This window comes from Pseudomonas sp. JS3066, from assembly GCF_036328175.1.
GTDB lineage: Bacteria > Pseudomonadota > Gammaproteobacteria > Pseudomonadales > Pseudomonadaceae > Metapseudomonas.
The window spans coordinates 2835326-2860237 of the sequence record NZ_CP143312.1 but is presented as its reverse complement, the minus strand read 5'-3'; the positions used below and the strand labels follow the sequence as shown (position 1 = coordinate 2860237).

Genomic DNA, 24912 nt, shown 5'->3' with positions numbered 1-24912 from the left:
TCACTTGCCACCTGCCATGGGGGTCATTTGAAAAAGCGTTTCCTGGATCTCATTCCGAGTACGGCCGTCACAGCGACCTTTGTGGCCGGAATAGCCGTCACGTCCCTGGTCACTGACTGGTTGCAGGAGCATAACCGCGCACAGACAGAGGCTGCTCTCACCAGGGCGGTCGAGCGCACCAGTCAGGCCGTGACCAACCGCATGCACGTCTACCAGTTCGGTCTGCGTGGTGCGCGGGGTGTCATACAGGTAGTTGGCGAGGACCAGATTACCCGCAGTCTGTTCCACACCTACGGTCGGACGCGTAACGTGGAGAGCGAGTTTCCCGGGGCTCGCGGATTTGGCTTCATTCGGCGCGTTCCTGCTGTGGAAGAGGCAGCGTTCCTGGAACGGGCGCGGGCCGATGGCAAGCCGGATTTCTCCATTCGCCAGTTGACGCCCCATGATGGTGAACGCTTCGTCATCCAATACATTGAGCCCGTGGAGCGCAACCTGGCCGCAGTCGGGCTGGATATTGCCTCAGAGCAAAATCGGCGGGCGGCCGCCGAAGCGGCTATCCGCACCGGAGAGGCGCGTCTAACTGGCCCCATTACCCTGGTCCAGGCGACCGGAAAGCCACTTCAGTCCTTTCTCTTCCTGATGCCCATCTACCGGACGGCGGTCACGCCGGCATCCGAGGCAGATCGGCTGTCGCAGAGTTTCGGCTGGAGCTATGCCCCGCTGTCGATCGAGGAAGTGCTCACTGGCCTGCCGCTGCCGTCCGAGGGCGTCAGACTGCTGCTCCGTGACGTGACCGACCCTAACGCGCCAGTTCAGTTCTACGAACGTCCGCAGGTTGATAGCAGTGACGTGGAGCTGATGCGCACCCACGCTTCCCAAGATGTATTCGGGCGGCGCTGGGACATTGAACTGGTAGCCTATCCCCGTTTCGCCCGTGAGTTGAATCAGACCTCGCCCCGAACTGCTTTCGGCGTTGGGGGACTGCTTACCCTGCTGCTCTCCACCTTGGTCGGGGTCCTGGGCGTCAGCCGCAGGCGTCGCGCCGATGTGCTGTCGGAGCAGGCCAAGCTCGCGGCCATCGTCGAGAACTCCAATGACGGCATCATCGGCCAGAACCTGGACGGCATTGTGACCGCCTGGAACCGTGGTGCTGAAAAGATATTTGGCTTCAACAGCGACGAGGTGATTGGTCGGCCCCTGGCGGGGCTCATCCTGCCCCTTGAACTCGCTGAAGAAGAACGGGCGCTGCTCAAGAGCACGGGGCGGGGCGAGCGCATCGAGCACTTCGAAACTCGCCGCATGCACAAGGATGGCCGGCAGCTGGACGTTTCTGTGACCGTCTCACCGATCTGTGACGAGAGCGGCGCGGTGATCGGTGCCTCCAAGACCGTGCGCGACATTTCCCTGCAGAAGCAGGCTGAGGCCCGGATCCTGGAACTCAATGCCGGCTTGGAACATCAGGTCGCCGAACGTACAGCGGAGCTGCGCGAACTCAATCTGCTGCTGGGCAATGTGCTGAACTCCGCGTCACAGGTGTCCATCATCGCCACTGACCTGAACGGCATCATCACCGTTTTCAACAGCGGAGCGGAGCAACTGCTGGGCTACCGTGCCGATGAGATGATCGGTGTTCGGACGCCCAACATTCTCCACGTGCTGGAGGAGGTTGAGCAGCGCGGCAAGGAGCTGAGTCAGGAGTACGGCGAGAAGATCGAAGGCTTCCGCGTCTTCGTCCATAAGCCTGAACTGGAAGGGGCAGAGGCGAGGGAGTGGACCTACATACGCAAGGACGGCACACATTTCAGCGTTACCCTGGTCGCGACTGCAATGCGTGACACCGATGGAAAACTGGCCGGTTATCTCGGCATTGCCATCGATACCAGTCAGCGCAAGGAGGCAGAGCAGAGGCTGGCTGACAGCCTGGCGGTGACACGCACCATTCTGGATACCGCGGTCAACCCTATCATCAGCATCGACCAGAGCGGCGTCATTCAATCCTGCAATCACGCCACCGAAAAGGTCTTCGGTTACCAGCCCGACGAACTCATCGGGCAGAACGTACGCATCCTGATGCCGGAGTCTCTCAGCCGCGACCACGACCAGTATCTCGATGCTTTCCGTGACCGAGACGCTGCCGGGGAAGTTGGCATCAATCGCGAGGTGGAAGCCCATCGCAAGGACGGCAGCGTCTTCCCGGTGGAGATCAGCCTGGGCGCCATGCAAATAGGCGGGCAGCCCATGGTGGTGGGCGTGCTCTTCGACATTTCCGAGCAGCGCCGGCAGCGCGACGCTATCGCTTCCGCTCGTGACCAGTTGGCCCTGGCCTCCGATGTGGCGAAGCTCGGGGTCTGGTCCTGGACACCCGATGATGATTGCCTGCAATGGAACGACCGGATGTTCGAAATCTACGAACAACCGATGTCTCTCAGGGACAGTGGGCTGAATTACCAGCATTGGCTGGAGCGTTTGCACTCTGACGATGCCGCCGACAGCGTCGAGCGACTCCAGGGGCTGGTAGACGGTCGCGGCGCCTTTGAGACAATGTTCCGACTGACGTTGCCCAGCGGCGAAGTGCGTTACGTGCAGGCGGCTGCGCGGATCGAACGCGCTTCCGATACCGGACGGCAGAAAGTCACGGGCATTAACCGCGATATCACGGAGGAGCATGAACTGCAGTCGCGCCTGTTCTTCGCCAAGGAACAGGCCGACGCGGCCAGCGCCGCCAAGAGTGCCTTCCTGGCCAACATGAGCCATGAGATCCGTACTCCCATGAACGCCGTGCTCGGCATGCTGCACCTGGTTCAGTCCACCGAGTTGAGTGCTCGCCAGCTCGATTACATCCGCAAGGCCCACGGTGCGGCAAAATCCCTGCTGGGTTTGCTCAACGACATTCTCGACTATTCCAAGATCGAGGCAGGCAAGCTGCAGCTCGACCTTCATGCGTTCGAGCTGGAGGGGCTGATGACAGACCTGGCAGTGGTGTTGGGGGGCAACCAGGGCGGAAAGGATGTCGAAGTGCTATTCGACCTGGATGCATCGTTGCCCAAGGTCCTGATGGGGGACAGCCTGCGCCTGCAACAGATCCTCATCAATCTGGCGGGCAATGCGTTGAAGTTCACCGAACGGGGGCAGGTCACGGTAAGCCTGCGCGAACTCGCTCGCCGGGGCGCGCGGATTAAGCTGCGGGTTTCGGTCAGCGATACCGGTATCGGCATCAGCGAAGAACAGCTCGGGCGTATCTTCGAAGGTTTCAACCAGGCAGAAACGTCCATCAGCCGACGCTACGGCGGAACCGGCCTGGGCCTGGTGATCTGCAAACGGCTGGTCGAGCTCATGGGCGGGGCCTTGCAGGTGGAAAGTCGGTTGGGCGAAGGCAGCCGATTCTGGTTCGAAGTGGAATTGGGCGTGGTGGAAAGCGTTGATTCCTTTCCCACGGACCCGGCGAGTGACCTGGACTTGCGTGTCCTGGTGGTGGACGACAACGTGGCTGCCCGCGAGCTACTGGCCCGGACCGCCACCGAGCTGGGCTGGGAAGCGGACCAGGCGTGCGGCGGGCGTGAAGCGTTGTCGCGCGTGGCCTCTGCTGCCGCGGAAGGTCGCCCATTTGACGTCGTCCTGATGGACTGGCGCATGCCCGATGTCGACGGACTGGCCGCTGCTTACATGCTGCGAGAGGCGGCGGGTGATGCGCTGCCGCCCCTTGTGGTGATGATCACGGCATACGGTCGCGAGGTGCTTGCGGACATCCAGCAGGATGGCCGGGCTCCCTTCGCCGCGTTCCTGACCAAACCTGTCACGCCGCAACAACTTGCCGCCACTTTGCGCAGTGTCGTGACCGGGCAACAGGTACTGTCTGAAGGCGCACCAATTCGCGCGGAAGGTCGCCTAGGGGGTATGAAACTATTGGTGGTCGAAGATAACGCGCTCAATCGACAAGTGGCCCAGGAACTGCTGCAAGGTGAGGGGGCCGACGTTTCCCTGGCTGAAGGCGGCAATCAGGGGGTCGATGCCGTCTTGCTAGGGACGCAGCGATTCGATGCCGTGCTGATGGATATCCAGATGCCCGATATGGATGGCCTGGAAGCTACTCGCCTGATCCGCCAGAGCCCGCTTCACAAGACGTTGCCCATTATTGCCATGACCGCCAATGCCTCGACTTCCGAGCGTGAGGCGTGCCTGGCTGCTGGGATGAATGAACATGTGGGCAAGCCCGTGGACCTGGAAAGACTGGTGACCGTGTTGAGGCAGTCGCTGTGTGGGGGGCAGGCCGCCCCCGCTTCTGAAGGTACTGCACACGCAACGGAGATTGAGTCCGCTGAAGGCGTGCTCAGGAGATTTGGTGGAAATCTAGTGCTGTTGCGGCGTGTGTTGGGCAACTTCGCCGGGGATATGAGTAATCAATTGGCCCGTCTGGAGCAAATGGCGAAGGCTGCCGACACACGGGGCGTGCTGATGCAACTGCATACGCTCAAGGGAAGCGCTGGAACCATGGGCGCCAGTGGTCTCTCTGCCCGCGCGGCGGCGCTGGAGCAGGAGCTCAAAAAAGCCGATGAGACCGAGGCGCAGGCGTTCATGGCCGACACCGGCTGGCTGCTGGAACTGGGAGGTCTGCTGGTTCGTAGCGATGCTGAACTCAAGGCGCTCTTCGCGGCTTCTGGCGATCAGGCGCAGAGCGAGATTGTGGAGGTCGGCAACGGGAACGACTGGCAGCGCACTCTCAAACAGTTGCAGGAGCTGCTCGCCAGCGGCAATCTCCTGGCCATCGAACGGACCGAAGCCCTCGAAGCCACGGTTCCAGCCCGCTGCAGGGAGGTCTACGACGATCTGCGGCGGGCTGTCGAATCCCTGGATTTTCGTGCTGCCAGGGTGTTGAGCGAGAAACTCATAAATGCGTTGGAAGGGGCTTGAGATGGAAAAGGGGTCCTATGCATCAAGGGTAAAGCCCAGGCTGTTGCTGGTGGATGACCAGCCGCTCAATATTCGCGCGCTGAGCGAGTTATTCCGCTTTGACCACGAGATCTACATGGCCACGGATGGGGAACAGGCGATCGAGTTGGCCGAGAGGCTGCACCCAGACCTGGTCCTGCTCGATGTGGTCATGCCCGGTATCGATGGCTATGAAGTTTGCCGCCGGTTGAAGAGCAGCCCGATTACCGTTGATATTCCGATCATCTTCGTCAGCGCCATGGGAGAGGAGGAAGACGAGGCAAGGGGGCTCGAGATGGGGGCTGTCGACTATATCGGCAAGCCGTTCCATCCGGGAATCGCCCGTGCCCGGGTGAAGACACACCTGACCCTCAAGCTGCAGAGCGACCGGCTCCGAAACCTGGCGACGCTGGATGGCCTCACGGGGATTCCCAATCGTCGTGCGTTCGACCAGCGGCTAGCCGCGGCCTGGAACCAGTCTTGCCGTGATGCTGGATGGCTGGGACTGATCCTGATCGATATCGACTACTTCAAACGGTTCAACGACCACTACGGGCATCTGATGGGCGACGAGTGCCTGCGCAGGGTGGCCGCGGCACTCGAAAATGCGATCAGGCGGCCATTCGACATGGTCGCTCGTTATGGTGGTGAGGAATTCATCTGCATCCTGCCAGGCACCAATCTCAATGGTGCCGCCACTGTCGCGACGCAGCTGGCAGCCAGTGTCAGGGACATGCAGATCCCCCATGCCCAATCAGCGGTAGCGGACAGCGTCACGATTTCCCAGGGCGTTGTCAGCCTCATGCCTGTGATTGGCCAGGATCCGACCCAGCTTGTGTCCCTGGCGGACAAGGCACTTTACAAGGCGAAAGAGGACGGTCGCGCACGGTTCAGCTTGGGCGAGCCGGTGCTCTGAAGGCTCTCCGCCAAGGCCACCTGTCGGCAACTCGCCCCTGAACGACGGACCAGTTCGATGGCTGCCCGCTTGAATTCGGGGCTGTATTTCTTGCGCTTCATGAACACTCCTTCAGCTTTGTGTGAGCTTACTCGAAAGTGTCCGTGTTAACGGGGTAGAACCCCGACGGCGCTACCGCCTCAGGGCAGGCGCATGGCACCGCGCACGCTGCCCAGTACCATCCGCTTCATCAACTCCAGCCCTTGTTCAGCCGGCAGGCCGCTGGCGTCCAGCCAGGCAGGCAACTGGTTGAGCAGTGACACGATGCTGGCTACGGCACCGCGTCCGGCGGCATCCAACGGGTGGCCGGCCAGTTGCTGCAAGGGTTCCAGCAGGGCGGCTTCATAGGCCTGGCGCAGTGTGCGGGCCTGTTCCAGGCGCTCGCCGGATAGGCAGCGGGCTTCCAGTTCGGCGAGGCGAAAGTGCAGGCCCATGGGCTGATGCAGGGAGAGGTGGGCATCGATCAGCGCGGCCAGGCACGCGGCCGGGTCGCGGTGTCGTCGGGTGGCCAGGGCGGCATTGTCCAGCAACTGCTCGTAGAGTTCTTCGATGAACTCGAACAGCAGCGCTTCCTTGCTTTCCACATGGTAGTAGATGGAGCCTGCCTTGATTCCCAGCTGTGCCGCCAGGTCGCGCATGCTCACCTGGCCGTAGCCTTGCTCGGCGAACAGAGCCAATGCCAGGTGACGGTTTTCCAGATAGCGGGAGGGGCGGGTGGTCGTGGCGTCGAGCATGGTGTTGGCCCTCGAATGGCGTGCCCCGGCACTCTATCCAGCGCATGCGGCAGGGCCTAGGTCGAAAGCGCTCCAGTACCTTGGCGTTTTTTTCCATTGATCGGCTGTGGGCCCGCAATCGAGGCCTGGCCTTACTGCGTATCAGAACTGAATGCTTGAAATAATTCGGATCAGGAGTAGAGTTGAAGCCATAGCAAATCTCCCAGGAGACGCCATGAGCATTCCCGTCGGCCATGTCATTCCGGACCTTCAGAGCGGCGAAGCCGGCCGTGTGGCCCTGAAGTTCTTCTTCAACCTGATGGACAAGTGGGGTTGCACCAAGGAACAGCAGCGCACGCTGCTGGGCTCCATCGGTAACACCACCTACTTCAGCTACAAGAAGCTGCCCAGTGTGCGCCTGCCCCACGACACGCTGGAGCGCATCTCCTACCTGATGGGCATCCACAAGTCCCTGCGCATCCTCTTCAGCAACCAGGAGGCGCGAGCCTACGAGTGGGTGCACAAGCCCAACAGCGCCGCCCCCTTCAACGGCCGTAGTGCCCTGGAGTACATGCTTGGCGGTCAGGTGGTGGATGTTGCCGATGTGCGTCGTTACCTCGATGGAGTGCGCGGCTGATGACCCAGGAGTTGCTGGTGGAACGGATTCCTGACTGGAACAAGGCCTATCGCCTGGTCAACAGCGCCTTCCCGCCGATATCCGTATTCGAAGACACTCTCGATCCTGCTGACCTCGAGTTAGCCTTCGCCATCGAGGCGATGACCAACGACCGCCTGCGCGACCAGGTCGGGGAGATTTCCCGTGTCGCCGCAAAGGACCGTGTCAGCGGCACTGGCGCCACAGTGGTCATGGCCGTGTTCACCCATATCGGCCGCAGCAGTCGCTTCACTGATGGCAGCTTCGGTGTCTATTACTGCGCCAGCTCGATCGACGCCGCCATCGCCGAGACCCGCTACCACCAGGAACGCTTCTGGCGTGCCACCCAGGAGGAGAGCATAGAGGTCACCCTGCGTGCCTACGTCAACAAGGTGGTCCAGCCGATGCTCGATGTACGTGACCGCACGGAACTGCACGACCCCGACCCGGCGAGCTACGCCACCAGCCAGGTCTTCGCCGGGCTGCACCGCAACGAGGGCAAGTGGGGCTTGCTGTACAACAGCGTGCGCCTGCGGGGGCATGAGTGCGTGGCGGCTTTCCGTCCGCCAGCACTGACGCTTCCGGTACAGGGAGCGCACTTCCGCTACATCTGGGATGGCCGCACGCAGAGCTTTTCCTGCGTGATGAAGATGAGCCCCGTCGGCTGACCGCTTCCCCCGAGATCACCCGCCGGAGGTTTCCGCGATGAGTTCGTCCACGACCGCCACCAGCGCCTGCTGGCGAGGCAGGCCGGCCTGCAAGGCCTCTCGGTAACGCAGCAGCTGACGGTCCGCGCTGCTGCCGTAGCGCAGCACATGCCGGCCGCGCACGAACGCCTGGCTATCTCCCTCGGACTCGGCCAACGCACCGAAGCAGCCATGGGCCCTCGCCAGCCAGGCACCGGCGGAGAGGCTGGCCTCGCCCGAGGCATCCAGGTACATGCCGTGGATGCCGAAGCGCATGGCACGCCAGTAGTTTTCCTTGAGTACCAGGCGTTGCAGCTGGGAATCCTGCGGGTCGCCGTCGTCCTGGGCCATGGCCCAGCTCACCAGCGCGCGGAACAGGGCGACGATGCACAGCGCATCTTCCACCGAGGGGCAGGCATCCGCCGCCATGAGCTCCAGGCTGGGGAAGCGCGGCGATGGGCGCACACACCAGGCCAGGTCGCTTTCGCGGCGTATCGATCCCGAAGCCATCAGCCACTGCACGTAGGCATCGAAGGCAGGTTCGTCCGGGAAGTGCTCGGGAATGCCCTTGTGCGGCCACTCGGCGCAGACAGCCTGGCGATAGCTCATCAAACCGGTCGGTCGGCCGTTCCACAGGGGTGATGAAGTGCTCAGGGCGAGAAGTAGCGGGAGCCAGCCGAGCACCCGGTTCATCACCCGGATGCGGTCGATGTCCGGCGGGACCAGCACATGCACGCGCATGCCACAGACCAGACTGCGGTGGGCAATCATTCGCTGGTCTTCGAAGAGCGGTTGGTAGTGCGAGTCGTCTGATGGCACCTGCACGTGCCAGTCGGCGAACGGATGGGAGCCGGCGCAGATGGGCGCCAGCTGAAATTCCCCGGCGAGGCTCGCGAGACGCGTGCGGCGTTCCAGCAGGCAGGCGCGTGCTTCGGCAATTTCAAGCAGGCTGGGTTGCACCATGTCCAGCCGAATCAGGCTCTGGAACATCTCCTGGCTGAAACCTTCCTTGAACGCATTGCTGGCCGCCTGCAGGAAACCGTCGGGTAGCTGCGACGGCAGATTGCGGCTGCGCTTGTCCACCAGAAAGAATGTTTCCTCGACGCCGAATCCGGGTGCGAGCGGATCTTTAGGCATGCCGGCCGCCTCAATCTTGCCTAATGCAAAGTGACGTACCGGCTGGCCGAGGTTTCAAGGACCGTTTGTCAGCAAAGGCTCTGCAATGGGAGTGTCATCGGGGCGAGGGATGCTTTCCGAAGAAAAAACCGACCGAAGACATTTACGTGGTGAGTTTCCCTGCTAGGTTTTTCAGTCCGGCCACTCGATTGGTGGGGAGGACTGAGAATGAATAATTTGATGCTTCGCCAGGTTGAGGACACCTTGAACAAGATGAGCGTCACGTTTCAGTTCGAATGCTTGTGGGAGCCCGATGGCAGCTACTCCATCACTCTGCGCAACCAGCATCTTGCGATACCGCGAACCAAGGTGGCCGGCATCAGCCAGCGTGAGTTGAAGGATGAGACCAGTACCCAGCGGCTGGGACTGGAGCTGATGGACCGGGTCCTGGAAGACTGATGAAGCACCAATCCCAGTCGCCGAAGCTGCAGGTCCTGCACCAGCCTTCCGGCAAGAACCCCAAGGTGGTCGAGCGTGTCGCCATCTTCATGGTGATCGGTGTTTTCATGCTGGGTGTCTACGGCCAGTATTCCGGCCGTGGACCGGGCATCGAAGTCGCGAAGAGCAAACCGGTGAAAATGCCGGTGTTCGAGTTCCAGCGCCTGAGCGCCAACCCCGCTGAACGGACTGCCTCGTCCGGGCAGCGCCCCCAGCAGGACAACCGCAGCGCCCAGGGGCAGCAGGCGCGGGTGCAGTTGTAGCCGACTGCGCATGATCCCCCTGTAGGAGCGACTTCAGCCGCGAAGCGGGCTGAAGGTTTGCCTGTCAGGCTTGCAGGCCGGTGCGTGGTAGATCGCGAATGAATTCGCTCCTGCAAGGACGAGTGCCTTCCCGTGGGGGCGGGTCCAAAAGGTCGGTCGTTACTGCTCAAACCACCAGGCACCCTGGCACATGCCGGGTCCAGGCGCTGGCCTGTTCATAGGCATGGGCCAGTTGCAGCACGGCGAGGTCCGCCCTGGGCGGGCCAATGATCTGCAGCCCCATGGGCAGGCCGCGGCTGTCGAAGCCCACCGGAACGTTGGCCACCGGGCAGCCGGAGAGGGTGGCGGGGATCACCACTTCCATCCATCGGTGGTAGGTGTCCATGGCTCGGCCCGCAATCTCCTTCGGCCAGTGCTGGGTCTTGTCGAACGGGAACACCTGGGCGCTGGGCAATAGCAGGTAGTCGTAACGTTCGAACAACTGGCAGATGGCGCGGTACCAATCGGTGCGTGCCGCAGAGGCGCGGGACACGTCCATGGCCGAGAGCCCGAGGCCGTTCTCCACTTCCCAGATAGCTTCCGGCTTGAGCTGCTCGCGCCTGGCCAGGTCGGCATAGTGTCCACCTAGCGAACTGGCCACCTGCCAATGCCGCAGGGTGCGCCAGGTGTCCCAGAGCTGGGGCATGGCGTACTCGGGCCGGGCATCGTCGATGCTGCAACCGACGGATTCGAAGTCCTTGAAGGCTGTGCGGCATAGCTCAAGTACACCGCGTTCCATGGGCAGGTAACCGTCGAAGTCGCCCAGCCAGCCGAGGCGGGCACCCTTGAAATCCCGCTGCAGGGCGCCGGCGAAGTCCTGGCCGCCTTCGGCGATGGACAGCGGCGCGCGTGCATCGCCACCGGCCTGTACCGACAGGAGCAGGGCGACATCACGGGTGTTGCGGCCCATTGGGCCTTCGTAGCCGAGCTGGTCGAAGAACAGGTCGGCGGCATCATCGAAAGGCACCCGTCCCTGGGACGGGCGAAAACCGATGATGTTGTTGAAGGCCGCCGGGTTGCGCAGCGAACCCATCATGTCGCTGCCGTCGGCCACCGGCACCAGGCGCATGGCCAGGGCTGCCGCCGCGCCACCGCTGCTACCACCCGCGGTGCGGCTCGGGTCGTAGGCGCAGCCGGTGGCGCCGAACAACGGGTTGTAAGTCTGCGAGCCGAGGCCGAATTCCGGTGTGTTGCTCTTGCCAATGATGATTGCGCCAGCGGCCTTCAGGCGTTCGACCATGATGCCGTCGCGTTCGGGAAAATGGTTGCGGTACAACGGTGAGCCGAGGGTCGTGCGTATGCCTCGGGTCAGTGAAAGATCCTTCACTGCATGGGGTAGACCGTGCATCCAGCCCTTGTACTCACCTCTGGTGAGTTCCGCGTCACGCTGGTCGGCTTCGGCGAGCAGTTGCTCGGCCGGTTGCAGGCTGACCAGGGCGTTCACGTGCTGATTGAAGCGTTCGATATGGGCCAGGTAATCCTTCATCACCTCGCGGCAGGACACCTGGCGCTGGCGGATGTGCAGGGAAAGCTGGTGGGCCGGCAGTTGCACCAGCTCACTGATGGGTTCGTTCTTGCTCATGTTTCTGCCTTGGGCAAACGGCGGGTTGCGGGAAGCCCCGTCCGCTTGGACGGGGCCGGGCGGGTCAGCGCATCAGGTTGGTCCAGACGCGGTCGGCCAGGCGGATGGCGCCGGCGCCGCAGGTCTTGCTGAAGAGCACCTTGGTGCCGTCGGGGATATGCAGCTCCGGGGCATCCTTCAGGCTGGCATCCAGATAGGGCTCCACGCCCTTGACCGGGCTCTGGTGCTTGAGGAAGTTCTGCGTCAGCGCGGCGTTTTCCGGCTGGCTGAGGAAGGCGATGAAGCGCTTCGCGTTATCCGGATTGCGCGCCCCCTTGGGAATCACCAGGTTGTCCACCCAGGCCATCACGCCTTCCTTCGGATAGAGGTAGTGCAGGCTCGGCTTCATTTCGCGGGCACGCATGGACGAGCCGCCCCAGAACAACGACATGTCGATCTCTCCCGAGGCCAGGTTCTCGCGGATGGAGCCGGCCTTCGAGCTGTAGGTCTTCACAAAGGGCTTCTGCGCCTTCAACAGGTTCAGCACCTGCTGCATCTGCTTGGGGTCTTCGCTGCACAGGGGGATGTCGAGGTAGACGCTGGCGGCATCGATCACTTCGCTGGCCGAGTCGAACATGTTGATCTTGCCCTGCAGTTCGGCTGGCGGCTGGAACAGCAACGCCAGGCTGTCGGTCGGACCCTTGTAGATGCTGGTGTCCACCACGACGCTGGTGGTGCCCCAGATGAAGGGCACCGAGTAGGCGCCCTCAGGGTCCCAGGTCGGTTTCTTCAGGTTGTCGACGAGACCGGCATAGTAGGGCTGTTGTGCCGGGTCGAAGCGTTCTAGCAGGTTCTCCTGCACCAGGATCGGAATGAACTGGTGGGAGGGGATGGCCACGTCGTAGCCGGTGCCGCCCTGCTTGAGTTTGGCCAGCAGGGTTTCGTTGGAGTCGTAGGAGTCAACCGTGACCTTGATGCCGGTTTCCTTCTGGAACTTCTCGAGGATCTGCGGCGAGAAGTAGCCGCTCCAGCTCACCACATTGAGTTGGCCATCCGCCTGGGCAGACAGGCTCAAGCCAAGCGCCAGGCCGGCGGCCAGGGTTTTCATCACTGTATTCATGGGTTGGCTCTCCGGTTCAGTGTTTCTTCTTGCCGAGCAGGTAGGACAGGGTCACGAACAGCACGGAGACCCCGAGGATCAAGGTGGAAACGGCGTTCACATCGGGCGTCACGCCCATCCGCAGCAGGCCGAAGATGAAGATCGGAAGCGTAGTGGTGCCGGCCTGGGAGACCATCATCGAAATCACGAAGTTATCCAGCGAGACGATGAAGGCCAGCATCAGCCCCGAGACGATCCCCGGCATCAGCAAGGGCAGGGTGACCTTGCGGAAGGTTCGCCACTGGCCGGCATAGAGGTCGGCGGCAGCCTGTTCCAAAGAGAGGTCCATGTCGTCCAGGCGGGCACGGATCGGCAGGTAGGCGAAGGGGATGCAGAACACCGTGTGGGCGATGATCAGGTTGCCGTAGCCCAGCGATAGGCCGAGGGTCGAGAACAGCGCCAGGGTGGCGACGCCGACCACGATCTCCGGCAAAACCAGCGGCAGCATAATGGCTCCGATGGACAGGCGCATGCCCTTGAACTTCGCGCCCCGCGAGGTGCCCAGCGCCGCCAGGGTGGCGATGGCCGTGGCCGCCAGGCTGGCGCACACGGCGATCAGCAGGCTATTGCCGGCGGCCTGGCGCAGCGCCTGGTTGGCGAAGGCGGCTCGGTACCAGTCGAGGCTGAATCCGGTCCAGATGGTGGCCGACTGGTTGGCGTTGAAGGAGAAGATCACCAGCACCAGGATCGGAGCGTAGAGGTAGAGATAGAACAGGAAGCTGAATCCGCCGAAACCGGGGAAATCCTGCACGCCCAGGCGGGCCTTGCCGAACAGGCGCAACATCAGACACCTCCGCGAGCGGCGCGCTGGCGTTCGGCACGCAGCGCATAAACGGTCAGGACCAGCATCACCGCGGCCATCAACACCAGCGACAGGGCTGCGCCGAAGGGCCAGTTACGGGCGTCGCTGAACTGCCGGAAGATCAGGTTGCCGAGCATCATCTTCGTCCCACCGCCCAGCAGTTCCGGGGCGATCATGGCGCCGAGGCAGGGCACGAAGGTGAGGATGGCGCCAGCGAGGATGCCCGGCTTGGCGATGGGCAGGACGACCTTGCGCAGGGTGCGCACGCGGCCGGCGTAGAGGTCTTGGGCGGCCTCCAGCAGGCGCATGTCCATTTTTTCGAGACAGGCGTAGATGGGCAGCACCACAAAGGGCGCATAGGTGTAGACCAGCCCCAGCAACACTGCGCCGTCGGTGTAGAGCAACTCCAGCGGCTGGTCGATCAGCCCCAGGCCCATCAGGCTGGTGTTGATCACGCCGCTGCCACGCAGTAGCAGGATCCAGGCGTAGGTACGAATGAGCAGGTTGGCCCAGAAGGGCACGGTGATCAGGAAGATCAGCAAACCACGGCGATGGGGCGGCTGCATCGACAGCCAGACCGCCACTGGGAAACCAACCAGCAGGGTGACTAGGGTTGTGGCTGCGGCGATACCCACCGAGCGCAGGGCGATCACCAGGTAGGAGTCGGCGAAGGCGAGGCTGTCGTCCAGTTGGCGCTCGAAGAGCAGCGACAGATAGGACTCGGTGCTGAAGACGCGATTGACGCCGCCGTAGGGGTTGGCCTCCATCAGCGAATAGGCGACCACTATCAGGATCGGCAGGATCAGGAACAGGCCGATGGCAACCAGGGCGGGTGACACGCCGAGGAAGCTCTGCATGGCCTGGCGGCGCGCAAGCAGGGCACCGGACGCAAGGGATGTCGGATTCATGGCAGTTGACCGTTGGCAGGTGGCGGGTTCAATCCAGCAGCACGCTGGCGCTGTCCGGGTCGAGCAGCAGGGCGGCGGCTTCGCCAGGGCGGAAGCGCTGGCCCTGGCCGCCACGGTTCGGCGTACGCACGGTCAGGCGGCTGCCATCACCGAGGCTGACGTGGTAGTGCAGGTCGGTGCCGAGGTAGATCTGGTTGTCGACGCGGCAGGGAATGGCGCCGCCCTGGGCCGGCTCTACCAGATGCAGGCGTTCCGGGCGAATCGACAGGCAGACGTCCTGACCAGGCCTGACGCCTTCACGGGCGGCCGCGCGGAACGGCTTGCCGCCCGGCCCCTGGTAGATCGCCTGGTTGCCGTCTTCCTGCAGCAGCCGTGCCTCGATGAAATTGGTCTCGCCAATGAAGTCCGCCACGAAGCGATTGCGTGGTTGCTCGTAGATCTCGTCCGGGCGTCCGACCTGCTGGACCTGGCCTTCGGAGAGCACGGCGATGCGGTCGGACATCGCCAGGGCTTCTTCCTGGTCGTGGGTGACGAAGATGAAGGTAATGCCGGTGCGCGCCTGGATGCTCTTCAGTTCCTCGCGCATGGCCTGGCGCAGCTTGAGATCGAGGGCTGAGAGCGGCTCGTCCAGTAGCAGGACCTTGGGATGCGGCGCCAGGGCGCGGGCCAGGGCCACACGCTGTTGCTGGCCGCCGGAGAGCTGGCTGGGACGGCGCTCGGCGAAGCGTTCCATCTGCACCATCGCGAGCATCTCGCGGACCCGCTCGGCCACCTGGGTGCGGTTCATGCGCTTGCCCATGGGGTGGGACTCCAGGCCAAAGGCGAGGTTCTCGGAAATGGTCATGTGGGGGAACAGGGCGTAGTGCTGGAACACAGTGTTGACCGGCCGTTGGAATGGCGGCAGGTCGGCGATGTTCTCGCCATAGAGGAGGATTTCCCCAGCGCTGGGGAACTCGAACCCGGCGATCATCCGCAGCAATGTGGTCTTGCCGCAGCCGGAGGGGCCGAGGAGGGTGAAGAACTCGTTGTCGCGGATATCCAGATCCACGCTCTTCAGGGCTACCGGCCCGTTCTGCGGGTCGCCGTACACCTTGCGTACCGAACGAACCGAGACCGCCGCCGCAGGCAACGGGACATGCACAGCATTCATCACTACTTCTCCTGTTCCCTGTGGTTCGGGCGGCCGCGTATGCTGGCGGACGTCCCGGGCCTCGGGCTTTCGATTGTTGTTCTAGGCAGTCCCGGCAGTGCCGGGGCAACAGGGAGTTGATCGGGCGAGGTTGTTGTTCTTCGTGCCTCGGGACCGATCATCTGGCAGGGGATGCGGCCTATAAAGCTCAATTTTCTTACATGTGCTATTAAAAAAACTAACAACTAGAAGGTGCCTTCGCGTCCATGCCCATTCGCCGTTTGCCACCCCTCAACGCCGTGCGCGCCTTCGAGGCTGCCGCTCAGTTGGGCAGCTATGTCGCTGCATCGAAGGCCCTGCATGTCACCCAGCCCGCCATCGGTCGCCATGTGAAGCTGCTGGAAGAGTGGCTCGGTGTGCGGCTGTTCGACCGCACTCCGCGTGGCGTCGAGCTCACGCCGGCTGGGCGTCAGTACTATGCGTGCATCAGTGCCGCCTTGGCGCAGATCGCCGATGCCGGTGACGAGGTGTCGAAGAAGGGCACCGTGCGCTGGCTGAAGATCCTCGCTGTGCCAGCCTTCGCCAAGCGTTGGCTGACCCCCAAACTGGAGGCCGTCAGTCGCATGCGGCCGGGGCTGAAGATCGTTATCGAGCCCAATTCCACCTTCACCGAAGTCGATGGCAAGAGCGCTGACCTGGGCATCGTCTATGGCATGCCGGGGGACTACAGCGGTGCCCGCACCATCCTCATGCAGCCAAGGGTTTTTCCTGTGTGCTCACCGGAATACCTGGCCCGCACCGGACCGATCGAAGGTGCTGAGGCGCTCGCCCGCCTCGATCTCATCCACTACGACAGCGAATGGTGGAACCTCTGGTTCGCCCGTGTCGGCGTCGACGTGCAGGTGAGTGCGGATGTGCTCTACGTCAGCAACGACTACGTGTTGTCACTGGCCGAGGGCGGGCGTGGGATTGCCCTGGCCAATGAAGTGCTGGTGCGTCGTGAACTGGAGAATGGCCTGCTGGTAAAGGCCGTCGATGTGGATGTGCCGCTGGAGAGCTACCAGCTGCTGACCCCGCCGGGGCCGGTGTCGGCGGATGTGGAGTGGCTCAGCGAATGGATCTCGATGGTCTTGCGGGAAGAGTTTCCGGAGGCGTTCGAGGGGGATGCAGGGGTGAAATCGTTGTAGGGGCGATTTCAATCGCCAAGCAACCCGAAGGGATGCCATGCAGGGCCAGAGGGGGACACTGCGTGTCCCTTGGCCAATGAATTCGCCTCTACAACAAAAGGCTCAGACGGCCTCAGAACTTCTCGGCTTGCCCCAGATAGCGCCACTGTCCCACCGGCACCTTGCCCATGGGCACGCCGCCAATGCGGATGCGCTTCATGCCAACTACCTTCAGGCCAACGGCTGCGCAATAGGCCGCAATCAGTCCCTGCTTCGGGTTCTTCAGGGCGAAGCGCAGGTGGGTCTCGTTCTGCCAGCTGGCCTTCACCGGGGGCAATTCGCCGCCTTTGATGCGGATGCCGCGCTTGAGCTTGTCCAGACCGTTGTCGGCCATGGTGCCGGACACCTCGACCACATACTCCTGTTCCAGTTTCGCGGCGTCTTCGTTGAGCTTGCGCAAGGCGCGCCAGTCCTGGGTCAGTACCAGCAGGCCACTGGCGCCCGGCTGCAACGGCAGGGTGGTGGTCAGGCGGGCGAAGTGGCTACGCAGCAGGCGTACGCTGGCGCGATCTTCCGACCAGCGGCTTTCAGCGGTGAGCACGCGCTGAGCGGCTTCGAAGGAAAGGCCGGCGGGTTGGTTCATCAGCAGTGTCACTGGCTCCTGTGGCTCAGGCGTAGCGCCAGGGAGCAGGGCGACTGTCTGACCCTCTACCTTGAATTGCGGCTGTTCCACCACCTCGCCATCGACGGTGACCCAGCCACCCTCGATATAAAGTTCGGCCTCCCGGCGGGAGCAGCCGGTGAGTTCGACGATGCATTTGGACAGGCGGATGGGGTCGGTCATGGGAACTGCCAGTGGAGGGGAAAGGGCGCAATGGTAAACCCTTTGGCGGCTTTCCTGTGGGCTTCCTGCCTGTAGGGGCGATTTCAATCGCCAAGGGCTGCGTAGCAGCCCATTCCCGGTCGGTGGGGCAGGTCTGCGGCCTGCTTGGCGAATGAATTCGCCCCCACCGAAGGAGCGCTCAGCTCCACCACCCGGCCAACGCCTTGCGATGTTCCTGATGGGCGGCTTCCTGCACCGTAGGCACGAAGTGCAGTGCGGCACCGGGCAGGCATTGCGCCAGGCGTGACACGGCCAGCGGAGTGAGGGCGCCGAGACGGGGGTAGCCGCCGATGGTCTGGCGGTCGTTGAGCAGGGCGATGGGCTGACCGTCCGGTGGGACCTGCACGGCGCCCAGGGCGATGCCTTCGGAAATCATCGACTGGGTCCTGCATTCCAGTTTCGGCCCGAGCAGGCGCACGCCCATGCGGTCGGCGCGGGTGTCCACGGTCCACTGGCTGTTGAAGGCGTCGAACAGGCTCTGCCCGGAAAAGTCGCCGATCTGCGCGCCCAGGATCAGCTCCAGGCGGGCTGCTGCGCTGAAGTCTGGTATCTGCGCGCGCGGCATGTTGCGCACTTGTGGAGTCTCGCCCTGCCAATGGAGTTGGTCACCCACGGCCAGGGCCTTGCCATTCGCGTTCAGGCCGCCCAGCTCTTCACGAGCCACCGTGGACAGGCTGCCCAGTTGCCGCTCGCCCTGGAAGCCGCCCGGTGCTGCAAGGTAGGCGCGAGCACCCTGGCGAGGATGGGCAAAAGCCAGGCGCTGGCCGCTGCGTACCTTGAAGGCGCCCCAGGTGGGCAGTGGCTGGCCGTCGAGCGTGGCGCCCAGGTCGGCACCGGCGATGGCCAGGTTGCCGTCCCGCTGGCAGGTGAGGCTGAAGGCGCCAAGGCCGACCTCCACAACTGCTGCATCCAGCTGATTGCTCAGCAGCCAGTTTGCCCAGCCCATGGATACCCAGTCCAGCGCGCCGCCCTGGGTAACGCCCAGGTGACGGCAGCCGAAACGGCCCCGGTCCTGGAGCAGGATGAAGGGCGTGCTGCGGTCGATCACGAGGCTCATGGCAGGGTCTCCAGCGGGGTGTCGTCGCCGCCCAGGCGGATGAATTCGGCACGGTCGACGGGCTCGAAGCGCACTCGGTCGCCAGCCTGCAGCAGGCTGTAGCCGGGAAGCTCCAGGTCGAACAGGCGCACCGGCGTGCGTCCCAGCAGGTTCCAGCCGCCGGGGCTTTCCACCGGGTAGACCGCAGTCTGCCGTTCGGCGATGCCGACGCTGCCGGGGGCGATGCGCTTGCGTGGCGTGGTCAGTCGTGGCGCGGCGAGCGCTTCCTCCACCAGCCCCATGAAGGCGAAACCGGGGGTGAAGCCGAGGGCGAATACCTGGTACTCGCGCTGGCTGTGCCGCTGCACCAACTCAGCCACGCTCAGGTGCTTGCGCTGGGCCAGCGGCTCAAGGTCCGGGCCCACGCTCGGGTCATACCACGTGGGGATGACATGGCTGCGGCCGCTGGCACGGGTTTCCGGGCAGAGGTCGGCGAGGGCACGGGCAATCAGTTCACGGGCCTGGCGCGGGTCCAGTTGCTGGAGGTCGTAGTGCAGCAGCAGGGTGGTGTAGGAGGGCACCAGATCTACCAGCGCGGCGCCGAAGGTTTCACGCAGGCGAATGCCGGCTGCCAGCATCCACGGCATGTTGGCTTCGTCGATGCGGTCGAACAGGCGCAGGATGAAGGCGTCGATCGAGGCGACTTCGATGCGCAGGAGCGGCGTGGTCATTGGGCCTCCAGTGCTTCACGTATGCGTTTGACCGCGGCGATCGAGCCGGGGTTGTCGCCGTGAACGCAGAGGGTGTGGGCCTTCAGCGGCAGTTCGCTGCCATCGCTGGCGCGCAGGGAGTCGCCACGGGCGAGGGTGATGGCCTGGGCCACCACCTGCTCCGGGTCGTGGTGTACCGCACCGGGCAGGTTGCGCGACACGAGGTAGCCGTTGCCGTCGTAGGCCCGGTCGGCGAAAGCTTCGAACCAGAGTTCCACTCCATGCTCATCGCCGATGGCCTGGGCAGCGCCGTTGTCGCGGGTGCTCATGAGCATCAGTGGCAATTGCGCGTCGTAGGCCGCCACGGCGCGCATCACGGCGGCGAGGATGGCCGGGTCGCGCATCATGTCCTGGTACAGCGCACCATGGGGCTTCACGTAGCTGACGCGGGCACCCTGGGCGCGGCACAGGCCGTCGAGGGCGCCGATCTGGTAGAGCATCAGGTCTTCCACTTCGGCTGGCGAGCAGGCCAGGGAGCGGCGCCCGAAGCCCACCAGGTCCGGATAGCCGGGATGGGCACCGATGCTTACCCGGTGCTTCACCGCCAGTGCGATGGTGCGGCGCATGGTGCCGGGGTCGCCGGCGTGGAAGCCGCAGGCGATGTTGGCGCAGTCGATCAGCGGCATGACTTCGGCATCCAGGCCCATGGTCCAGGCTCCGAAGCTTTCACCGATATCGCAATTCAGCAGCAGTCTGCTCATGGTCTGTTCTCCAGGCAGGTCCCGTCCTACCACAGCGCCAGGCTGTAGCTGAGGATCAGGCGGTTCTCATCGAGGTCATTGGCGAAGTTGGAGCGCACCGTAGCGTTGCGCCATTTCAGTCCGAGGTTCTTCAGCGGGCCGCTCTGGATCACGTAGGCGATGTCGGTGTTGCGTTCCCACTCCTCACCGTCGTTGCCAGTGGCGCGCTGGACGTGATCGCCAGCGATATAGCGGCTCATGAAGGTCAGGCCGGGCACGCCAAGGGCGGCGAAGTCGTAGTCGTAGCGCAGTTGCCAGGAGCGTTCGCCGGCATTGGCGAAGTCTCCGATCTGCACGAAGTTCACCAGGTACGGGTCGCTGCCGGCGATGTAGGGGAAGGGGTCATCTCCCGACATGCGCTGGTAGCCAGCCCCCAGGGCATGGCTGCCAGCCTTGAGAGTGAAGAGGGCGCCGCTGGCCTTGTTGTCCAGGTCGCGGAAGTTGCCGTCCTCGCGGGACAGGGCGTAGCGCAGGTCGCTCTTGAGCGACAGCTGTTCGCCCAGGGCGAGGGTGTGCACCAGCCCGGCAAAGGTCTGGCGGTAGATGTCTTCCAGCTGTCCGTAGTGCAGGCTCGCGGTCAGCGCCGGGCTGACGCGATAGTCGCCGCCGCCGAAGTTGAAGGCGTCGCTCTGGCCACCGATGCGGTTGGCGCTGAACTCCTGGTAGTCGCTGGAGCTGTTCAGCTTGATGCGGTCGAGACGGCCGCCCTGCAGGGTCAGGTTGTCGATCTCCTGCACGTTGAGCAGCGCGCCACGGAACAGTTGCGGTAGCAGGCGCGAGTCGTTGGCTGAAACGATGGGACTCTTGAAGTGCAACGCGCCAGCCTTGAGTACGCTGTTGGATACCTTCAGCTTGCCGGTCAGGCCGAGCTTGGAATAGTCGTCCTGGGAGCCGCCGGATTGGTCGGCCGGCAGCAGGCCGGTGCCGGCGGTGCCGTCGCCGGAGTCCAACTTGACCCCGAGCAGGCCGATGGCATCGGCGCCAACGCCGATGGTGCCTTCGGTGTAGCCCGATTCCAGGCGCAGCAGGAAGCCCTGGGCCCATTCTTCGGCCTTGTCGCGGGCGCCGCTCTGGCGGAAGTCGCGGCTGAAGTAGAAATTGCGCAGCTCCAGGCTGGCGTGGCTGTCTTCAAGCAGTTCCGACTGGGCGAGCAGGGGCCAGCCCAGTCCGCTGCCGGCTATCAGCACGGCAGCCAGACGGGTGTTCGGGTGCATGGGGGAATCCTGGGTGGGATGGGGCTCGGTCAGATTTCCAGTTGCTTGCCGCGTGTTTCCGGCAGGCTGAGTGCCGCGAGGATGACCACCCCGTAGGACACGGCGGCGAACCCGCCGATGCCCACGCCCAGCGAGACGTGCTGGCTGAGGATACCGATCAGCATCGGGAAGAGCGCGGCGACGGCGCGGCCGATGTTGTAGCAGAAGCCCTGGCCCGAACCCCGGATGCGGGTGGGGAACAGCTCGGTGAGGAAGGAACCCATGCCGCTGAAGATGCCCGAGGCGAAGAAGCCCAGGGGGAAGCCCAGCCAGAGCATGGCGGCATTGCTGACCGGTAGCTGGGTGTAGAGCAGCACCACGATGAAGGAGCCGACGGCGAAGAGGATGAAGTTCTTCTTGCGGCCGATGAGGTCAGTGAGGAAGGCACTGATGACATAGCCCACGTATGAGCCGAAGATCACCATCGCCAGGTAGCCGCCGGTGCCCAGTACGGTCAGGCCGCGCTCGGCCTTGAGGAAGGTCGGCAGCCAGGACGTGATGGCGTAGTAGCCGCCTAGGGCTCCGGTGGTCAGCAGCGAGGCGCGCAGGGTGATGCTGAGCATGCCGGGGGCGAAGATCTCGTAGAAATTGACCTTCTCGGCGCCCTGGTTGTGCTTGCGGGCTTCCTTGTAGATTTCCGGCTCTTTCACCAGGCGACGGACGACGATGACGAAGATCGCCGGCAGCAGGCCCAGCATGAACAGGGCGCGCCAGGCGTCTTCCGGCGCGAGGATGCTGAACATCAGGGCATACAGCAGGGCGGTCATGCCCCAGCCGAGGGCCCAGCCGGATTGCACCAGGCCCACGGCCTTGCCACGATCCTTGGCCTTGATGACTTCGCCGATCAGCACTGCACCGGCAGTCCACTCGCCGCCGAAACCGAAGCCCATCAGGGTGCGGGCGATCAGCAGTTGTTCATAGCTCTGCGCGAGGCCGCAGAGGAAGGTGAAGAAGGCGAACCAGAGCACCGTCAGTTGCAGGGTCAGCACGCGGCCGATGCGGTCGGAGAGGATGCCGGCAACCCAGCCACCGGCGGCGGAGGCGAGGAGGGTGAGGGTGTGGATGAGGCCGGCTTCACCGGTGGTGATACCCCAGATGGCGATCAGCGTAGGAATGACAAAGCTGAGCATCTGGGTGTCCATGCCGTCCAGGCCGTAGCCTATCTTGCAGCTCCAGAAGGTCCGTCGTTCCTGCTTGCTGAGGGCCCGGTACCAGCCGAAATGGCCGCCCTGGTCGATGTCCAGGCCGCCCGCGTGGGTCGCGTGTTTTTCCATGGGGTTCTCCGATCGCTGTTCTTGGCGTTGTATGAGCATTCGGCGGATGCGGAGTCGACGCCCGCAGCCTGTGGGCGGATTCTTGTGCCGGGGTTGGTGGACCGTCCAACTAATTAAAGCGGCCGCCGGGGATAAGAAATTCCGATACCCGATCAGTGGTGCCAGGATCGAAGATGCACGCGCTGTGCGCAGACGGCGTTCGTCGTTCCGAAGACGGCCTGGCACAGGAAGTGCTTGAATCTACTGTATCTTTTCGCCGTTGCTGCGTTTGACTCATTGCTTGCCGGTAATCGCCATGAACCTGAAGTTCCTTGAAACCTTCGTCTGGGTCGCCCGCCTGAAAAGCTTTCGCCTGACCGCCGAAAAGCTGTTCAGCACCCAGGCGTCCATCTCCAGCCGTATCGCCGTGCTGGAGGATGAATTGGGCGTGAAACTGTTCGTGCGCGATTCCCGCGGCGTGACGCTTACGCCGGAAGGGCACAAGGTGCTGGAGTACGCCGAACAGATGATGGACACCATGCATGCCTTGCGCCAGGCCATCGATACCAGTGCGGCCACCCAGGGACGCATCCGCATCGGTGCCATGGATACGGTGATCCACACCTGGCTTAGCCCGCTGGTATCGAAGGTGAACGAGCTGTACCCAGCGGTGGAGATCGAGCTGATGGCTGACACCGCGCGCAACCTCTCCGATCAGCTGCAGAAGGGCTACCTGGACCTGATTTTCCAGACCGACCCGCTGCGCCACGAGTCGGTGCTCAACCTCGAACTGGGCGCCTACCCGCTGTGCTGGATCGTCTCCACCGGCTCCATTTACCACCGTGACTACGCCTCCCTGGCCGAACTGGCCCGCGAGCGTATCGTGACCTTCTCCAAGCACTCGCGTCCGCACCAGGATGTGCTCGGCCTTCTGCATGCCAACGGCGTGACGACGCCACACCTGAGCTGCGTGAATTCGGTGGCGGCCATGACCCGCCTGCTGCGCGATGGCTTCGGCATCGGTGCCTTGCCGCCGGCCCTGGTAGCCCAGGAACTGGAGCGCGGCGAGCTGACCATCCTGCGCATCGGGCCGATGCCGCCCGTCCTGCCGCTGGTGGTGTCCTGGCGCGGCGGCACCGGCCTGGAACTGGTGGACCAGGTGGTCGATGTGAGCAAGTCAGTGGTGGCGAACTATGCCGAGAACGTGGGCAGGGAGTGCTTTGTCCCGGCCGAACTGAAAAAGGGAGAAGGGCGCCCGCGCAGCCTCTGACGTGAGTGTCTCGCGGCAGGGGGCGCCGCGCTTACCCTGCGATGCGACAGGGTGCGGAGCCAAATTCAGGCTCTTCCAGCCTGGATGTTCAACTTTCCCGATGCCCGGTCCCGGAAAATTCTTGTTGGACGAGCCGGTTCCCGCGCTTCTAAAACAGCGTCCAGAACAATAACCGGAGCAGGCCCATGACCATGCAGCAACTCGCCCAACTTCCCCCTCGTGAACTGCGCCGGCTGATCCGCCGTGGCGACTACAGCGGCCACACCAGCGGCTTGGGCCAGCGCCACCTGCAGGCCAATATCGTGATCCTGCAGAAGTCCTGGGCGGACGAATTCCTCCGCTTCTGCGTGCTCAATCCGCGCTCCTGCCCGCTGCTGGACGTGACAGAACCAGGCTCGCCGTACTTCGAGAAGCTTGGTGTGGACGTCGACGTGCGCAGCGACGTGCCGCGCTACCGCGTGCATCGCCGTGGACGTGCGCTCGAGGAAGTGACTGATATCGGCGAACTCTGGGAGGCGGATTTCGTCGCCTTCGCCATCGGTTGCTCCTTCTCCTTCGAGCAGGCCCTGCTGGATGGCGGCATCCATCTGCGGCATATCGAGATGGGGCGCAACGTCGCCATGTATCGCACTGCCATCGACACTCACCCGGCGGGACGACTGGCGGGCAAGACGGTGGTTTCCATGCGTCCGATGAAGGCCGCCGATGCCGTGCGCGCGATCGAAATCACGGCGCGTTTCCCCATGACCCACGGAGCGCCGGTGCATATCGGCGACCCTGCCCTGATCGGCATTCGTGACATCGCCGCCCCGGATTACGGCGATCCGGTGCCGGTGCATGCCGACGAAATCCCGCTGTTCTGGGCCTGCGGCGTTACCCCCCAGGCCGTGCTCGCCGAGGCCGAGCCCGAGCTCTACATCACCCACGCGCCGGGGCACATGCTGGTGAGCGACAAGCTCTACGGCGAGGTGTGAGGGGCGCCTCTCCTTGCGGGAGCGATTTCAGTCGCGAATGAACTCGCTCCCGCATCGGTGGAGTAGTTGAGCTGGGAAGCCCCTGGCTTGATGACTTGCGACATTTCCGACGCTTTGGTCTTAACTTTGTCTCCAGACTCCCACGGAAGGACTGGAG

The 24912-nt window shown here is 63.6% G+C and carries 22 protein-coding genes; 9 read left to right on the top strand and 13 right to left on the bottom strand.

The window, feature by feature from the left end; genetic code table 11:
• Positions 1-27 precede the first annotated feature (27 nt).
• Together SA496_RS13280 and SA496_RS13275 are read left to right on the top strand one after the other, a co-directional pair.
• Complete coding sequence (locus tag SA496_RS13280) at positions 28-4908, top strand: PAS domain S-box protein (protein WP_330115548.1); 4881 nt, start codon at positions 28-30, stop codon at positions 4906-4908.
• A gap of 1 nt (position 4909) precedes the next feature.
• The gene (locus SA496_RS13275; RefSeq protein ID WP_330115547.1) at positions 4910-5842 is read left to right on the top strand and encodes a diguanylate cyclase domain-containing protein; all 933 of its coding nucleotides are present in this window, start codon (positions 4910-4912) and stop codon (positions 5840-5842) included.
• A 179-nt stretch (positions 5843-6021) separates the two neighbouring features.
• Here the strand turns inward: SA496_RS13275 and SA496_RS13270 are convergent, their stop codons facing one another.
• On the bottom strand, positions 6022-6615 hold the full coding sequence (locus tag SA496_RS13270; RefSeq protein WP_330115546.1) for a TetR/AcrR family transcriptional regulator: 594 nt from the start codon (positions 6613-6615) through the stop codon (positions 6022-6024).
• A 214-nt stretch (positions 6616-6829) separates the two neighbouring features.
• On the opposite strand from SA496_RS13270, the gene SA496_RS13265 reads away from it, so the two are divergent.
• On the top strand, positions 6830-7231 hold the full coding sequence (locus SA496_RS13265) for an MbcA/ParS/Xre antitoxin family protein (RefSeq protein WP_120650806.1): 402 nt from the start codon (positions 6830-6832) through the stop codon (positions 7229-7231).
• The gene (locus SA496_RS13260) at positions 7231-7917 is read left to right on the top strand and encodes an RES family NAD+ phosphorylase (RefSeq protein WP_174235572.1); all 687 of its coding nucleotides are present in this window, start codon (positions 7231-7233) and stop codon (positions 7915-7917) included. The genes SA496_RS13265 and SA496_RS13260 overlap by 1 nt, the downstream gene beginning before the upstream one ends.
• Before the next feature lie 15 nt (positions 7918-7932).
• On the opposite strand, the gene SA496_RS13255 is transcribed toward SA496_RS13260, so the two are convergent.
• A complete protein-coding gene (locus SA496_RS13255) occupies positions 7933-9072 on the bottom strand; it encodes a carboxylate-amine ligase (protein WP_120650807.1) in 1140 nt (379 codons plus the stop codon).
• Between the two features lie 207 nt (positions 9073-9279).
• Between SA496_RS13255 and SA496_RS13250 the strand changes: the two genes are divergently transcribed.
• Positions 9280-9510 (top strand): hypothetical protein, encoded by a 231-nt coding sequence (locus SA496_RS13250; protein ID WP_162945803.1) that lies wholly within the window; start codon positions 9280-9282, stop codon positions 9508-9510.
• Positions 9510-9812, top strand: coding sequence for a hypothetical protein (locus SA496_RS13245; RefSeq protein WP_120650808.1), 303 nt, complete (start codon positions 9510-9512; stop codon positions 9810-9812). The genes SA496_RS13250 and SA496_RS13245 overlap by 1 nt, the downstream gene beginning before the upstream one ends.
• A gap of 166 nt (positions 9813-9978) precedes the next feature.
• Here the strand turns inward: SA496_RS13245 and SA496_RS13240 are convergent, their stop codons facing one another.
• The 5 genes from SA496_RS13240 to SA496_RS13220 form a co-directional block, all read right to left on the bottom strand.
• Complete coding sequence (locus SA496_RS13240; RefSeq protein WP_280359508.1) at positions 9979-11433, bottom strand: amidase; 1455 nt, start codon at positions 11431-11433, stop codon at positions 9979-9981.
• A gap of 64 nt (positions 11434-11497) precedes the next feature.
• Positions 11498-12532 carry an ABC transporter substrate-binding protein gene (locus SA496_RS13235; protein ID WP_120650810.1) on the bottom strand — a complete coding sequence of 345 codons (1035 nt, stop codon included), beginning with the start codon at positions 12530-12532 and terminating at the stop codon, positions 11498-11500.
• 16 nt (positions 12533-12548) lie between these two features.
• Complete coding sequence (locus tag SA496_RS13230) at positions 12549-13355, bottom strand: ABC transporter permease (protein ID WP_377669645.1); 807 nt, start codon at positions 13353-13355, stop codon at positions 12549-12551.
• The gene (locus SA496_RS13225; RefSeq protein ID WP_120650812.1) at positions 13355-14281 is read right to left on the bottom strand and encodes an ABC transporter permease; all 927 of its coding nucleotides are present in this window, start codon (positions 14279-14281) and stop codon (positions 13355-13357) included. Before SA496_RS13225 ends, SA496_RS13230 begins: the two co-directional genes overlap by 1 nt.
• A gap of 28 nt (positions 14282-14309) precedes the next feature.
• Complete coding sequence (locus SA496_RS13220; protein ID WP_153921786.1) at positions 14310-15431, bottom strand: ABC transporter ATP-binding protein; 1122 nt, start codon at positions 15429-15431, stop codon at positions 14310-14312.
• 245 nt (positions 15432-15676) lie between these two features.
• Here SA496_RS13220 and SA496_RS13215 point away from each other — a divergent pair, with 245 nt between their 5' ends.
• Entirely contained in the window at positions 15677-16597 is a 921-nt protein-coding gene (locus SA496_RS13215) for a LysR substrate-binding domain-containing protein (RefSeq protein ID WP_330115545.1), read from the top strand.
• A 112-nt stretch (positions 16598-16709) separates the two neighbouring features.
• On the opposite strand, the gene SA496_RS13210 is transcribed toward SA496_RS13215, so the two are convergent.
• From SA496_RS13210 to SA496_RS13185, 6 genes are all read right to left on the bottom strand, one after another.
• Positions 16710-17420 (bottom strand): rRNA pseudouridine synthase, encoded by a 711-nt coding sequence (locus tag SA496_RS13210; protein ID WP_330115544.1) that lies wholly within the window; start codon positions 17418-17420, stop codon positions 16710-16712.
• A gap of 178 nt (positions 17421-17598) precedes the next feature.
• Positions 17599-18516, bottom strand: a complete 918-nt coding sequence (locus SA496_RS13205) for a biotin-dependent carboxyltransferase family protein (protein WP_330115543.1) — start codon at positions 18514-18516, stop codon at positions 17599-17601.
• A complete protein-coding gene (locus SA496_RS13200; RefSeq protein WP_330115542.1) occupies positions 18513-19226 on the bottom strand; it encodes a 5-oxoprolinase subunit B family protein in 714 nt (237 codons plus the stop codon). The genes SA496_RS13205 and SA496_RS13200 overlap by 4 nt, the downstream gene beginning before the upstream one ends.
• Positions 19223-19966: a 5-oxoprolinase subunit PxpA gene (locus SA496_RS13195; RefSeq protein WP_330115541.1), complete on the bottom strand. Its 744-nt coding sequence runs from the start codon at positions 19964-19966 to the stop codon at positions 19223-19225. The genes SA496_RS13200 and SA496_RS13195 overlap by 4 nt, the downstream gene beginning before the upstream one ends.
• A gap of 26 nt (positions 19967-19992) precedes the next feature.
• The gene (locus tag SA496_RS13190) at positions 19993-21219 is read right to left on the bottom strand and encodes an OprD family porin (RefSeq protein ID WP_120650819.1); all 1227 of its coding nucleotides are present in this window, start codon (positions 21217-21219) and stop codon (positions 19993-19995) included.
• A 29-nt stretch (positions 21220-21248) separates the two neighbouring features.
• Complete coding sequence (locus SA496_RS13185) at positions 21249-22532, bottom strand: MFS transporter (RefSeq protein WP_120650820.1); 1284 nt, start codon at positions 22530-22532, stop codon at positions 21249-21251.
• A 295-nt stretch (positions 22533-22827) separates the two neighbouring features.
• On the opposite strand from SA496_RS13185, the gene SA496_RS13180 reads away from it, so the two are divergent.
• Together SA496_RS13180 and SA496_RS13175 are read left to right on the top strand one after the other, a co-directional pair.
• A complete protein-coding gene (locus tag SA496_RS13180) occupies positions 22828-23781 on the top strand; it encodes a LysR family transcriptional regulator (protein ID WP_120650821.1) in 954 nt (317 codons plus the stop codon).
• Between the two features lie 185 nt (positions 23782-23966).
• Entirely contained in the window at positions 23967-24755 is a 789-nt protein-coding gene (locus SA496_RS13175; protein ID WP_120650822.1) for a putative hydro-lyase, read from the top strand.
• The last annotated feature ends 157 nt before the right edge of the window (positions 24756-24912 follow it).